The sequence below is a fragment of the Streptomyces himastatinicus ATCC 53653 genome (genome assembly GCF_000158915.1).
In the GTDB taxonomy this organism is placed as follows: domain Bacteria; phylum Actinomycetota; class Actinomycetes; order Streptomycetales; family Streptomycetaceae; genus Streptomyces; species Streptomyces himastatinicus.
The window spans coordinates 4101373-4113976 of sequence record NZ_GG657754.1 but is presented as its reverse complement, the minus strand read 5'-3'; the positions used below and the strand labels follow the sequence as shown (position 1 = coordinate 4113976).

Sequence of the window (12604 nt, the reverse complement as noted above, 5' to 3'; positions counted from 1 at the left end):
GGTTCTGGCGGCGGTTGAACAGCATCCGCGAGGGCTGGCTCGAGGGGGACGGCAGGGGCAGTGCGGCGGCTATTGCTTACAACGGGCGGGGACGCGTGCGAATTCCGCCGGGCCGTTCAGCTGGGCAGGGTCGCCGGGCAGCCGCGGCGCCGCTCACTTGGGCAGGGTCGCCGGGGAGCCGCCCCGGCCCTCCCAGCCCGCGACGGCCAGGGCCCGGTAGACGGCGTACTCGGCGGCCGGGTCCGCCCCGTACGACCAGGGCACGGCGCCCACGTGGCCGTCCACGTGGCGCAGCTGCTCCATGGCGTCCGCGTACCGCTCGGACCGGACCAGGAACCAGATCAGGAGGTGGCGGACGTGGGGGAGGACCGGGTGGTCGGCGGGGGCCTGGCGGACGGCGTACAGGGCGCCCTCGACCGCCTTGGTGACCACGTCGCTCTGGTACAGGCTGCGGACGAGGTTGACCTCGGGGAGGTGCTCGAAGACGCCGAAGAGGGGGAGGGCGGGGAGGAGGCTCTTGCCGGGGGCGGCGGCGGCCGCGGCGTGGGTGAAGCGGTCGGCGCGGTCCTGGGAGCCGTGCCACTTCTCGCACCAGTAGTGGAGGGCGGCGAGGTGGGCGCCCATATGGTGCGGGGCGCGGTCGGTGACCTTGGTCCACAGCTCCTCGAAGTCGGCCTGCCGGTAGGGGAGACCGCGGGCGACGCCGAGTTCGACGATGTACGGAACGGGGTCGTCCGGGGCCAGCCGCGCGGCCTCGTGGCAGACGTCCCGGGCCTCCTCCAGGATCATCCGGAAGTCCTGCGAGGACGGGTCGAGCATCGCCTGCCGGACCAGGAACTCCGCCTGCACGGCGGCCGCGCCCGGGTCCTCGGGGGCGGCGACGCGCCAGGTGCGCAGCCACATCCCGCCCCGGCCCGGGGCCTGGGCGAGTGCGTGGGCGGCGGCGCCGGCGAGGGTCTGGACGCGCTGCCAGCGCAGTTCGGAGGTCGCGTCGGTGAGCGCGAGCAGCCGGGCGGCGGGCTGCCAGTCCTGACCGGACTGGACCTCCTCCAGCACCTCGATGAGCTGGGGGTCGGGGCCGGGCAGCCGTACGTCGAGCTGCTCGGGCGGTACGAAGCCGTACTCACCCGGGTCCGTGGCGCGCATCGCGCCCTTCAGGGTCTCGCGGCCGCCGCGCCTGCGCCGCAGCGCGGGCAGCACGATCAGCCCGCCGATCATGACGACGGCGATGAGGAAGATCAGAAGCTCCATGAGGTGTCCCCGTGTGAAGTCCCGTGACGGCTTGTGGTCCAGCCTATGCGCCATGGCGGACATTGATGACGGCCGTTGAATCGTTGACGGGCGGCAGGGAAATCCCCCAGGTGGCCGCCGCGCGTTACGCTCGGGCCCATGACCGACCAGCACCCCCACAGCTTCGAGACGCTCGCCATCCATGCGGGCCAGGAGGCGGACCCGCTCACCGGCGCCGTTGTTCCGCCGATCTACCAGGTCTCCACCTACAAGCAGGACGGGGTGGGTGGCCTGCGCGGCGGCTATGAGTACAGCCGCTCCGCCAACCCCACCCGCACCGCCCTGGAGGAGAACCTGGCGGCCCTGGAGGGGGGCCGCCGCGGGCTCGCCTTCGCCTCCGGCCTCGCCGCCGAGGACTGCCTGCTGCGCACGCTGCTGGTGCCGGGCGACCACGTGGTGATCCCGGACGACGCGTACGGCGGTACGTTCCGCCTCTTCTCCAAGGTCGTCGAGCGCTGGGGCGTGGAGTGGTCGGTCGCCGACACCTCCGACCCGGCGGCGGTACGGGCCGCCCTGCGCCCCCGTACGAAGGTGATCTGGGTCGAGACGCCGAGCAACCCGCTGCTGGGCATCACCGACATCGCCGCGCTCGCCGACATCGCCCGCACCGCCGGGGCCCGGCTCGTCGTGGACAACACCTTCGCCAGCCCCTACCTCCAGCAGCCGCTGGCGCTCGGTGCGGACGTCGTCGTGCACTCCACCACCAAGTACATGGGCGGCCACTCGGACGTCGTCGGCGGTGCGCTGATCGTCTCCGACCCGGGCCTCGGCGACGAACTCGCCTTCCACCAGAACGCGATGGGCGCCGTCGCCGCCCCCTTCGACTCCTGGCTGGTGCTGCGCGGCATCAAGACCCTCGGGGTACGGATGGACCGGCACAGCGCGAACGCCACGCGCGTCGCGGAACTGCTCGTCGCCCACCCCAAGGTGACCGAGGTCTTCTACCCGGGGCTGCCCGAGCACGCGGGCCACGAGATCGCCGCCAAGCAGATGCGGGCCTTCGGCGGCATGGTGTCGTTCCGGGTCACCGGCGGCGAGGAGGCGGCGGTCGAGGTCTGCAACCGGGCCCGGCTGTTCACGCTCGGCGAGTCGCTGGGCGGTGTCGAGTCGCTGATCGAGCACCCGGGGCGGATGACCCACGCCTCGGCGGCCGGTTCGGCGCTGGAGGTGCCGGCGGATCTCGTACGGCTGTCGGTGGGCATCGAGTCCATCGACGACCTGCTGGGGGATCTGACCCAGGCGCTCGCCTGAAGTCCGTCGCGATTCACCACCCCTCCAGCGGAGGGGTGGTGTCGGCGGGCGGCCCCGCCCATGGATGGACCACCGCCGCCCAGACGGTGAACGCGACGACCGCGGCGAGCAGCACCGCCCAGCCGACGGTCCGCGCCGCCCGGCGGCGGCGCAGCATCCGCTGCCCGCGCCCGGCCGCCCGCCCGGCCAGATCCGGCGGCAGCACCGGATGCGGTCCCTCCAGCATCCGGCGGACCTGGTCCTCCTTGCGGTCCGGGAAGCTCATCGCGCCGCTCCCGCCGGGTGACCGGCGACCGGAGGCGCGCCGGGGGCGCGGGGCGGGGCGGTGCGCATCAGGGTCACCGCGCGGGTGCAGATGGCCCGTACGCGCTCGACCGGCAGGCCGAGCGTGGCCGCCGTCTGCTCCTCCGCGACCCCCTCGTACAGCCGCAGCACCAGCACCAGCCGCTCACGCGGGGTGAGCCGGTCCAGCAGGCCGCCGCGCGGGCGGCGGTAGCGCCGGGCCCGGTGGGCGTAGAGGGCGGCCAGCTCCTGGCGGGTGCGGTCGTACGGATCCTCGCCGCGCAGCCGGTCCCAGCGGGCGTAGGTGCGCGCGAGCGCGACGGTCAGCAGGGCTTGCGCGGCTTCGGTGTCGTCCTGGGCGTTCCCAGTCGGTTCCCCCGTGAGCAGTGTGGCCGCGTGCAGCAACCTGCCACCGGCGCCCGCGACGAATGCCTCGAATTCCCGGGCCCGGCGGCTCTCCCGTGCTGCCCGCCGCTCTCGCACCGCGCCCTCCGCCTTTTGTCCCTCAAGGACACGGCAGGCACGGGCGCCCGGTCAAGGGTTCGGTCGGCACGGAGACCGGTCGAAGGTCAGCAGTCGAAGATCGACGGTCGATGGTCGAACGGGCGTCCCCGTGGCTCAGGACGCCGGTGCCGCCTGCGGCACCGCGCCGTGCGCGGCGGACAGGGCGACGTTGAAACGGGTGAGCAGATCGCAGAACATATCGCGCTCCTCCACCGTCCATTCGTCCGTGACCTGCGCCATCAGCTCGCGCCGCGAGGAGCGCACCTCCTCCAGGCGGGCCTTGCCGCGTGGGGAGAGCTGGAGGACGACGGCGCGCCCGTCCTCGGGGTGCGAGGTGCGCTTGACCAGGCCGGAGTCGACCAGCGGGGCGACCTGCCGGGTCACGGTGGACGAGTCGATGCCCATGCCTCCGGCGAGGGCCTTGACCCCCATGGGGCCTTCCTGGTCGAGCCGGTTGAGCAGCAGGTAGGCGGCGCGATCCATCGAGTTGCGGGCCTGTCCGACGCCGCCGAGCCGGGTCTGCTCCGCGCGGCGGGCGAAGACCGCGACCTGGTGCTGGAGTGAATCCAGTACGCCTGTGTCGAGTTGAGTCGTCATGTCCGATTGGGTGGGCATGGCCTAGGGCTCACTTCATGCGGTGGTCTGTGGGATGTGGCACAGAGTACGCGGCCCGGGCCCGGCCCGTACGGGGGCTGCGGAAACCTGCCCACAACCGGCCAACCCCCGCTCGCCCCGGCACGGCCGTGTTTCAGCTGAGCTGCGAGACTGGGGCCATGGCTCCACGACCCGGCGGAGAGGACGGGCCCGGCACGGCCCGACCCGCACGCTCCGTACCGTCCACCCCGCTCGCGATCACCCTGGACGATGTGCGCGAGGCGCAGAAGGTGCTCTCGGGGGTCTCCCGGCTGACCGCCCTGGAGGGCAGCCGCTATCTGACCGGTCTGGTCGGCGCCCCGGTGCAGCTGAAGTGCGAGAACCTCCAGCGTACGGGCTCGTTCAAGCTGCGCGGCGCCTATGTGCGGATCGCTCGGCTGACGGCGGAGGAGCGGGCCGCGGGGGTGGTCGCGGCGAGCGCCGGGAACCATGCGCAGGGCGTCGCGCTCGCGGCGTCGCTGCTGGGGGTGCGGTCGACCGTCTTCATGCCCGAGGGCGCGCCGCTGCCGAAGATCGCGGCGACGCGGGACTATGGCGCCGAGGTCCGGCTGGAAGGCCAGATCGTGGACGAGACGATGCGGGCGGCGCAGCGGTACGCGGAGGAGACGGGCGCGGTCTTCATCCATCCGTTCGACCACCCGGACATCATCGCGGGGCAGGGCACGGTGGGCCTGGAGATCCTGGAGCAGTGCCCCGAGGTGCGCACGATCGTGGTGGGTATCGGCGGGGGCGGCCTCGCGGCCGGGATCGCGGTGGCGGTGAAGGCGCTGCGGCCGGATGTGCGGGTGGTGGGGGTGCAGGCGGCGGGCGCCGCGGCGTATCCGCCGTCGCTGGCGGCGGGGCGGCCGGTGTCGGTCGAGGCGCCGGTGACGATGGCGGACGGCATCAAGGTGGGGCGGCCGGGCGACGTGCCGTTCGGGATCATCAACGCGCTCGTCGACGAGGTCCGTACGGTCAGCGAGGACGAGCTGTCCAGCGCGCTGCTGCTGTGTCTGGAGCGGGCGAAGCTGGTGGTGGAGCCCGCGGGGGCGAGCCCGGTGGCGGCGGTGCTGTCGGATCCGGAGTCCTTCGAGGGTCCGGTGGTGTCGGTGCTGTCCGGCGGCAATGTGGATCCGCTGCTGATGCAGCGGATCCTGCGGCACGGCATGGCCGCGGCGGGCCGCTATCTGTCGCTGCGGCTGCGGCTCACCGACCGGCCGGGGGCGCTGGCGACGCTCCTGGCGGAGCTGTCGGCGGTGGACGCCAATGTGCTGGACATCAGTCATGTGCGCATCAATCCGCGGCTGGGGCTCAGCGAGGCGGAGGTGGAGCTTCAGTTGGAGACGAAGGGGCCGGAGCACTGCGCCGCGGTCAGGGAGGCGCTGCACGGGGCGGGTTACACGGTGATGATCTGACGGCCCGCGTCTGAGGGTCGCGCAGGACGGCCCGCGTCTGACGGGTCGCGTAGAACGGCTCGCGTCCGACCGCTCGCGTAGGGCGATTCGTCAACTCGCGTATATCGCGATGTATCGCGTCTGCGCTATGATTCTCTCCACTTGCTGTCGGGACGCTGCCCTTGTGGGCGGACATATGCCTTTATTGAGGGGACGCGTCCATGCGTGGCGAGAAACATTCGCCGCACGTCACGTCAAACGATCTTTCGTGGACCTGACTCAACCCGGGAACACCCAACTCTGGGAGTGCCAACATGCCAGGCGCGATCCATGCCGAGGGCCTGGTGAAGACCTTCGGCGACGTAAGGGCTCTGGACGGCGTCGATCTCGACGTGCCGGAAGGAACCGTGCTCGGACTGCTCGGCCCCAACGGCGCAGGCAAGACCACCGCGGTGCGCGTGCTGACCACGCTGCTGCGCCCGGACAGCGGGACGGCGGTGGTCGCGGGGGTGGACGTGCTCAAGAACCCCAATGAGGTCCGTCGGTCCATCGGTCTGTCCGGCCAGTTCGCCGCCGTCGACGAGTATCTGACGGGCCGGGAGAACCTCCGGATGGTGGGGCAGCTGTACCAGATGGGCGCGCGCGAGGCGAAGTCCCGCGCGGACGAGCTGCTGGAGCAGTTCCACCTCGCGGACGCGGCCGACCGCACCGCCAAGACGTACTCCGGCGGTATGCGCCGCCGCCTCGACCTCGCCGCCGCGCTGGTCGTCAGCCCGCCCGTGATGTTCATGGACGAGCCGACCACGGGGCTCGATCCGCGCAACCGGCAGGCGCTGTGGGAGGTCATCCAGGAGCTGGTGGCCGGTGGTACGACGCTGCTGCTGACCACCCAGTATCTGGAGGAGGCCGACCATCTGGCCCATGACATCTGTGTGATCGACCGCGGCAAGGTCATCGCCCGCGGCACCGCCGACCAGCTCAAGGCCCGTATCGGCGGGGAGCGGGTGGAGGTCGTGGTGCACGAACGGGAGCACATCGCGGTCACCGAGCAGGTGCTGCGGGTGCTGGGCAAGGGCGAGACCACGGTGCAGGAGCACACCCGCAAGGTCACCGTGCCGGTGGTCGGCGGGGCCAAGCTGCTCGCCGAGGTGATCCGCGAACTGGACACCCGTGGAGTGGAGATCGACGACATCGGGCTGCGCCGCCCGACGCTCGACGACGTCTTCATCTCGCTGACCGGCCACGGCGCCGAGGACGGCGACGCGGAGAACGGCGTGAAGAGTGCCGCACGCAAGGGAGGCAAGTGATGGCTGTTGTCGAGGAGTCCGGCGCCACCGTCGCCACCGCCCCCCGGCCGCGCGGCGGCCCGCTCGCGGGGGTCCGGGACTCGCTGGTGGTCGCCCGGCGGAACTTGATCCGCATGGTACGGATTCCAGAAGTGGTCATTTTTGGCCTAATTCAGCCCATTATGTTCGTGGTGCTGTTCAGTTATGTATTCGGCGGCGCGATCATGGTGCCGGGGCAGGCCAGTGCGGACGCGGACGTCTATCGCGAGTTCCTCATGGGCGGGATCTTCGCGCAGACCGTCACCTTCGCGACGGCGGGCGCGGGCGCGGGGATCGCCGACGATATGCACAAGGGGCTGATCGACCGGTTCCGCTCCCTGCCGATGGCGCGCGGGGCAGTGCTCACCGGCCGTACGCTCGCGGATCTGGTGCAGACGGCGCTGACGCTGGTCGTGCTGGCGATCGTCGCGCTCATCGTGGGCTGGCGGGTGCACGACGGAATCCTCAGCGCGCTGGGCGCCTTCGGTCTGCTGCTCCTGCTCGGTTACGCCTTCTCCTGGATCGGCGCGCTGATCGGGCTGACGGTACGGACCCCCGAGGCCGCGACGTCGGGCGGGCTGATCTGGCTGTTCCCGCTGACCTTCATCTCGAACGCGTTCGTGCCGTCCAGCAAGATGCCCGAGTTCCTGGGGCACATCGCGGACTGGAACCCGTTCAGCGCCACGGTGCAGGCCTGCCGGGAGCTGTTCGGCAATCCGCAGGGCGTGGTCTCGGACGCCTGGCCGATGCAGCATCCGGTGCTGGCGTCGGTCCTGTGGTCCGTGGTGATCATCGTGGTGTTCCGGACGCTGTCGGTCCGGAAGTACCGCTCGGCGACCGCCTGAGGGGTGGTCCCGGGGTGTGTCATACGGCGAGCCCCCGGCCGCGTCGGGGCCGGGGGCTCGCCGTGAGTCGCGAGGGCGTTGGTCGGGTGCTCAGCCCTGGTAGGGCTTGGCATCCAGGATGCGCACCGATGCCGTACGGCCGTTGGGGAGTTCGTATTCGGCGTCCTGGCCGACCTTCTTGCCGTTCACGCCCGTGCCCAGCGGGGACTGCGGCGAGTAGGTCTCGACATCCGCGCTGGCGTATTCACGAGAGGCGAGAAGGAAGGTCAGGGTGTCGTCCGGGTCGCCGTCGAAGGCGATGGTGACGACCATGCCGGGGGCGACCACGCCGGTGTCCGCGGGTGCCTCTCCGACCTTCGCGTGCTCCAGGAGCTGCGTCAGCTGACGCACCCGGAGCTCCTGCTTGCCCTGTTCCTCCTTGGCGGCGTGGTAACCGCCGTTCTCCCGGAGGTCACCTTCCTCCCGGGCAGCCTCGATCTTCTTCGCGATCTCGATACGTGCCGGACCCGACAGGTACTCCAGCTCGGCCTTGAGCTGGTCGTACGCCTCCTGGGTCAGCCAGGTGACGTTCTCGCTGGTCTGGGTCACAGGTGCTCCTCGTCGGTGCTGGGAATACAAATGAACGCCCTACTCAGAAGGGTGCGCCTTCAAAGCCGGGCGAAACCACGAGCCTAACAATTCCGACAGGAAACGGGGAGGAGGGAACTCAGCTCCATGCGCATGAACCGGGGTAAACCCGGTCAGTTCGGGCGGGCCCGTTTCAGCTGTTCGCGGCGGAGTCGCAGCCGATCAGTTCGGCACTGGTCGCACGCGCGGTGGTACGCACCGTCACGACTTTGATCATGTCGTCCTGGCGCTGGCCGAAGGTGAAGCTCTTGCGGCCGACCTCTTCGTGGTAGGTGTCCAGGGTGCGCACCGTGCACACGGCGGTGGCGTCCTTGTCCTTGGTGATCTCCAGCCGGACATCGACGGTGTCGTCCGCGGTCACCTTGAAACCGGTCAGCTGGCCGCTGACGTCCTGATCGACGACGTACGCGTATCCGAACCAGGCGATCAGCGCGATCAGACCGGCACCCAGCACCGCGCCGATGATCTTCAGCTTGCGGTCGGCCCGCTCATCCGCGGAGCGCCCGTAGCGCCCCTCGGGAAGGCCCGCACGCACCGCCGACATGATCGCTTCCTCCTGCTTCGGAGACCCGGAATTATTCGGGCCCGTTGTGGGTCACTATAGAAGCCGTCTTCCGCGACGAATCACTGAGGATCGAACTTGACTGAGCAGCTGCGTTTGATGGCCGTGCACGCGCACCCGGATGACGAGTCGAGCAAGGGCGCGGCCACCATGGCCAAGTACGTGTCCGAGGGGGTGGACGTGCTGGTCGCGACCTGCACGGGCGGTGAGCGCGGCTCCATCCTCAACCCCAAGCTCCAGGGGGATCCGTACATCGAGGAGCACATTCACGAGGTGCGCGCCAAGGAGATGGACGAGGCGCGCGAGATCCTCGGCGTGAAGCAGGAGTGGCTGGGCTTCGTGGACTCCGGGCTGCCCGAGGGCGACCCGCTGCCGCCGCTGCCCGAGGGCTGCTTCGCGCTCCAGGACGTGGACGAGGCGGCGGGCGCGCTCGTGAAGCTGATCCGCTCCTTCCGGCCGCAGGTGATCACCACCTATGACGAGAACGGCGGCTATCCGCACCCCGACCACATCATGACCCACAAGATCACGATGGTGGCCTTCGAGGCGGCCGGGGACCCCGAGAAGTACCCCGAGGCGGGCCCGGCCTGGCAGCCGCAGAAGCTCTACTACAACCAGGGCTTCAACCGGCCGCGCACCGTCGCCCTGCACGAGGCGCTGCTCGCCCGCGGCCTGGACTCGCCGTACGGGGAGTGGCTGGAGCGCTGGAAGGAGTTCTCCCGGCGCGAGCGCACCCTGACCACCTATGTGCCGTGCGCCGACTTCTTCGAGATCCGCGACAAGGCGCTGATCGCGCACCGCACGCAGATCGACCCCGACGGCGGCTGGTTCCGGGTGCCCATGGACATCCAGAAGGAGGTCTGGCCGACGGAAGAATACGAGCTCGCGAAGTCGCTCGTGGATACCTCCCTCCCCGAGGACGACCTCTTCGCGGGCATCCGCAACAATTGACCCCATGATGAGCGCGACCAGCACCCTCGCCATGACGCATCTCGTCCCGCTTGCCGCCAAGGATCTGGACGAGAACAAGGTGACCCCGGGCCTGCTCGGGTTCGTCGTCTTCGCACTGATCGGCGTCGCGGTGTGGCTCCTGATGAAGTCCATGAACAAGCACATGAACAAGGTGGACTTCGAGGAGGAGCCGCAGTCCGGTGAAGCCCGGGCCACCGCCTCCCCGAAGGCCAAGGGGGAGCGCACGGCGTAGAGGCACCCCCTCACTCCTGGGCTCGGGCCGGGCTCAGGCGCGGGTCTCGCCGGACAGCACGGCCATGACCTCGCGGGAGCGGCGGCTCGGCACCATGCCGAGCTGCCAGGCCTGCCACCCCGTTTCCGGCTCCACACCGCGCTCCAGCACCAGCGCGAACGCCTCCGCGCACTCCTCCAGCCGGGGATCCCCGCCCGCCGCGGCCCCGCCCGGCTCCCGTAGCTCCCGCAGCAGCTCCGCCAGCTCCTCCTGCGCCACCGCCGTGCCGATGACCGAGCCGCCCGCCGAGGCGAACGGCAGCAGCGTGCAGCGCAGGAACCGGGCCCAGGAGCCGCCACGCCGGTCCCCGTACCCCGCGAACAGCCGTGCCGCCTCGTCCACCAGCTCCAGGGCCTGCACCGTCCGGCCGTTCCCCGCGTCGACCACCGCCAGCTCGACGCACGACCACGCCTCGCCATGGGCCACCCCCACCCGGTGGAAGTCCTGCCGGGCGTCCTGCAACAGCTGCCGCGCGAAGCCGCTGTTGCGCAGCGAGCCGGTCTGCGCCGCCCGCAGATCACGGGTGACCCGCGCCGAGTGGTGCCGGGCACACGCCAGCCCGTACACATCCCTCATCCGGCTGAACATCGTGCGGGCCCGCTCCAGCTCGCGCACCGCCGCGTCCCGGTCGCCGCGCTCCTCCAGCGCCTGGCCCAGGTAGTACAGCGACCAGGCCTCACCGCGCGCGTCCTCGTTGTCCCGGTGCCGGGAGAGGGCCTGGCGCAGCTGGTCGACAGCCGCCGACGGCTCCCCGGCCACCAGCCGGGCGCGGGCCAGCTGGGTCAGCGCCCAGGCCTCGCCGCGCTGGTCGTGGGTGCGGTCGTACGCGTCCAGCGCGTCCCGCAGCTCGGCCTCCGCGCGCGGCACGTCGCCCATCCGCAGACACGCCTGGCCGAGCTGGAAGTGCGCCCACGCCTGGCCGTGCAGACTCTCGGACTCCCGGTGCAGCTCCAGCGCCTGCCGCAGCAGATCCAGCGCCTCGGCGAGCTGCCCGCGGTCCCGCTCCACGGCGGCCAGCGCGTGCATCGTCCACCCGCGGTCCCCGCGCAGCGCGTCGGGCGTCTGAAGGGCCAGCGCCTCGCGCAGCTTCGCAGCGGCCTCCGTCAGATTCCCCTGGTGGTGCAGGGTGATGCCCAGGCTGCACAGCGCGCGGGCCGCGCCCGCCTCGTGCTGGGCCTCGAAATACAGGTCGACCACCGACGACAGCGTCGTACGGGCCTGGTCCAGCTCGCCCAGCTGGCGGGCGGCGATCCCGGTGCGCCACTGCACGGACCGCACCAGCAGCCCCTGGTCGACGGCCTGGGTCAGCTCGCTGATCTCGCCCAGCCGGTACAGGTCGCCGCGCAGCAGGCAGTAGTCGCACAGCGCGCCCAGCAGATGCAGCACCGCGGACTGGTCCACGCCCTCCGCGTGGCGCAGCGCCGCCGTGATGAAGCTCGACTCGTCGTCCAGCCAGCCCAGCGCCGCGTCCAGCGAGGTGAAGCCGTGGCCGCCCGCCGCGCCCTTGGTGAAGACATCGGCGCGGGTGGACGTCTTGCCGTCGACCAGCCGGATCACCGAGTCCGCCAGCTCGGCATAGCTACGGATCAGCCGCTCCTGGGCGGCGGTGCGCTGCTCGGGCTCCTCCTCGTCCGCCAGCCGGGCGGCGGCGAACGAGCGCACCAGGTCGTGCAGCCGGTAGCGGCTGCCGCGCACATGCTGGATCAGCCCGGCCCGGCCCAGCGCGTCCAGATGGCGGGTCGCCTCCTCCTGATCGGCGCCCAGCAGCGCCGCGGCCGCCGCCGCGCCCATGCTCGCCCGCCCGGCCAGCGCGAGGCGCCGCAACAGCCGCCGGGCGCCGTCCTGCTGGTCCGTGTACCGCAGCCACAGGGTGCGCTCTACCGGGCCGACCGGCCCGTACGCCTCCAGGTCGGTGGCGAGGACGGAGGGGGTACGCGGACCCAGGGAGGAGCCCGCGATCCGCAGCGCCAACGGCAGCCGCCCGCACAGCTCGGCGATCCGCTCCACGGACTGCCCGTCGTACGGGCCGGGTCCGGCCGGGTTCTCCGCGGAGACCCGCAGCAGCTCCTCGGCGCCCGACTGGTCCAGCGGGCCGACCTCCAGCCGGTGCACCCACGCGGCCAGGTCCGGCGGCAGGGTCAGCGGGGTGCGCGAGGTGACCAGGATCAGGCTGTCGGACCGCTCCGGGACCAACGTGCACACCTGCTCGGCGTCGCTCGCGTCATCCAGCACGATCGTGACGGGCAGCCCGGTCAGATGCTGGTGATACAGCTCGGTGAGCCGCTTGAGGTGCTGGTCCTGGCCCGCCCGCTCCCGGAAGAGCAGCTGGTCGCGGGGCGCCCCCAGCCGGTTCAGCAGATGCAGCAGCGCGTCGCGGGTCGACAGCGGGGCCTGCTCGGCGCTGTCCCCGCGCAGATCCACCAGGCACGCGCCCCGGAACTGGTCGCGCAGCTCATGGGCCGCCCGCACGGCCAGCATGGTGCGGCCCGAGCCCGGCGGGCCCTCCAGCAGCACCACCGTCGGCTTGGTCTCGGTGCTGGCCCGCGCCTGGTGCACCCACTGGGCGATCTGGCCGGTCTGCGCGCGGCGCCCGGCGAACGGGCCGTCCGCCTGGGGGAGATGGCCGAAGGACTGCTCCAACACGGTGC

The 12604-nt window shown here is 71.5% G+C and carries 13 protein-coding genes; 6 read left to right on the top strand and 7 right to left on the bottom strand.

Features of this window, described 5'->3' with window-relative positions:
• Positions 1–153 precede the first annotated feature (153 nt).
• Entirely contained in the window at positions 154–1251 is a 1098-nt protein-coding gene (locus SSOG_RS16780; RefSeq protein ID WP_009715433.1) for a hypothetical protein, read from the bottom strand.
• A gap of 138 nt (positions 1252–1389) precedes the next feature.
• Here SSOG_RS16780 and SSOG_RS16775 point away from each other — a divergent pair, with 138 nt between their 5' ends.
• Complete coding sequence (locus SSOG_RS16775; protein ID WP_009715432.1) at positions 1390–2541, top strand: cystathionine gamma-synthase; 1152 nt, start codon at positions 1390–1392, stop codon at positions 2539–2541.
• Between the two features lie 13 nt (positions 2542–2554).
• Here the strand turns inward: SSOG_RS16775 and SSOG_RS16770 are convergent, their stop codons facing one another.
• The 3 genes from SSOG_RS16770 to SSOG_RS16760 form a co-directional block, all read right to left on the bottom strand.
• On the bottom strand, positions 2555–2806 hold the full coding sequence (locus tag SSOG_RS16770) for a hypothetical protein (RefSeq protein ID WP_009715431.1): 252 nt from the start codon (positions 2804–2806) through the stop codon (positions 2555–2557).
• Complete coding sequence (locus SSOG_RS16765; protein WP_039937823.1) at positions 2803–3306, bottom strand: sigma factor-like helix-turn-helix DNA-binding protein; 504 nt, start codon at positions 3304–3306, stop codon at positions 2803–2805. The genes SSOG_RS16770 and SSOG_RS16765 overlap by 4 nt, the downstream gene beginning before the upstream one ends.
• A gap of 135 nt (positions 3307–3441) precedes the next feature.
• Positions 3442–3942, bottom strand: a complete 501-nt coding sequence (locus SSOG_RS16760; RefSeq protein ID WP_009715429.1) for a MarR family winged helix-turn-helix transcriptional regulator — start codon at positions 3940–3942, stop codon at positions 3442–3444.
• 158 nt (positions 3943–4100) lie between these two features.
• Here SSOG_RS16760 and ilvA point away from each other — a divergent pair, with 158 nt between their 5' ends.
• From ilvA to SSOG_RS16745, 3 genes are all read left to right on the top strand, one after another.
• On the top strand, positions 4101–5375 hold the full coding sequence (gene ilvA / locus SSOG_RS16755; protein ID WP_009715428.1) for a threonine ammonia-lyase: 1275 nt from the start codon (positions 4101–4103) through the stop codon (positions 5373–5375).
• Positions 5376–5668: 293 nt separating this feature from the next.
• Positions 5669–6661 (top strand): daunorubicin resistance protein DrrA family ABC transporter ATP-binding protein, encoded by a 993-nt coding sequence (locus SSOG_RS16750; protein ID WP_009715427.1) that lies wholly within the window; start codon positions 5669–5671, stop codon positions 6659–6661.
• Complete coding sequence (locus tag SSOG_RS16745; protein ID WP_009715426.1) at positions 6661–7524, top strand: ABC transporter permease; 864 nt, start codon at positions 6661–6663, stop codon at positions 7522–7524. Before SSOG_RS16750 ends, SSOG_RS16745 begins: the two co-directional genes overlap by 1 nt.
• Positions 7525–7614: 90 nt before the next feature.
• On the opposite strand, the gene greA is transcribed toward SSOG_RS16745, so the two are convergent.
• Together greA and SSOG_RS16735 are read right to left on the bottom strand one after the other, a co-directional pair.
• Complete coding sequence (gene greA, locus SSOG_RS16740; RefSeq protein WP_009715425.1) at positions 7615–8112, bottom strand: transcription elongation factor GreA; 498 nt, start codon at positions 8110–8112, stop codon at positions 7615–7617.
• Positions 8113–8284: 172 nt separating this feature from the next.
• Positions 8285–8695 (bottom strand): DUF4307 domain-containing protein, encoded by a 411-nt coding sequence (locus tag SSOG_RS16735; RefSeq protein WP_009715424.1) that lies wholly within the window; start codon positions 8693–8695, stop codon positions 8285–8287.
• A gap of 96 nt (positions 8696–8791) precedes the next feature.
• On the opposite strand from SSOG_RS16735, the gene mca reads away from it, so the two are divergent.
• Complete coding sequence (gene mca / locus SSOG_RS16730) at positions 8792–9664, top strand: mycothiol conjugate amidase Mca (protein WP_009715423.1); 873 nt, start codon at positions 8792–8794, stop codon at positions 9662–9664.
• A 7-nt stretch (positions 9665–9671) separates the two neighbouring features.
• Complete coding sequence (locus SSOG_RS16725; protein WP_039941191.1) at positions 9672–9917, top strand: hypothetical protein; 246 nt, start codon at positions 9672–9674, stop codon at positions 9915–9917.
• A 33-nt stretch (positions 9918–9950) separates the two neighbouring features.
• On the opposite strand, the gene SSOG_RS16720 is transcribed toward SSOG_RS16725, so the two are convergent.
• Positions 9951–12604, bottom strand: a 2654-nt coding sequence (locus tag SSOG_RS16720; RefSeq protein WP_063631568.1) for a tetratricopeptide repeat protein, incomplete at its 5' end; no start/stop codon positions are given.

What these genes read in the sequence shown, in the direction of transcription:
- SSOG_RS16735 (WP_009715424.1), bottom strand. Translation starts at nt 8,695, where the DNA reads ATGTCGGCGGTGCGTGCGGGCCTTCCCGAGGGGCGCTACGGGCGCTCC.
- ilvA (WP_009715428.1), top strand. Translation starts at nt 4,101, where the DNA reads ATGGCTCCACGACCCGGCGGAGAGGACGGGCCCGGCACGGCCCGACCC.
- SSOG_RS16775 (WP_009715432.1), top strand. Translation starts at nt 1,390, where the DNA reads ATGACCGACCAGCACCCCCACAGCTTCGAGACGCTCGCCATCCATGCG.
- SSOG_RS16760 (WP_009715429.1), bottom strand. Translation starts at nt 3,942, where the DNA reads ATGCCCACCCAATCGGACATGACGACTCAACTCGACACAGGCGTACTG.
- SSOG_RS16725 (WP_039941191.1), top strand. Translation starts at nt 9,672, where the DNA reads ATGAGCGCGACCAGCACCCTCGCCATGACGCATCTCGTCCCGCTTGCC.
- SSOG_RS16780 (WP_009715433.1), bottom strand. Translation starts at nt 1,251, where the DNA reads ATGGAGCTTCTGATCTTCCTCATCGCCGTCGTCATGATCGGCGGGCTG.
- SSOG_RS16770 (WP_009715431.1), bottom strand. Translation starts at nt 2,806, where the DNA reads ATGAGCTTCCCGGACCGCAAGGAGGACCAGGTCCGCCGGATGCTGGAG.
- SSOG_RS16750 (WP_009715427.1), top strand. Translation starts at nt 5,669, where the DNA reads ATGCCAGGCGCGATCCATGCCGAGGGCCTGGTGAAGACCTTCGGCGAC.
- SSOG_RS16745 (WP_009715426.1), top strand. Translation starts at nt 6,661, where the DNA reads ATGGCTGTTGTCGAGGAGTCCGGCGCCACCGTCGCCACCGCCCCCCGG.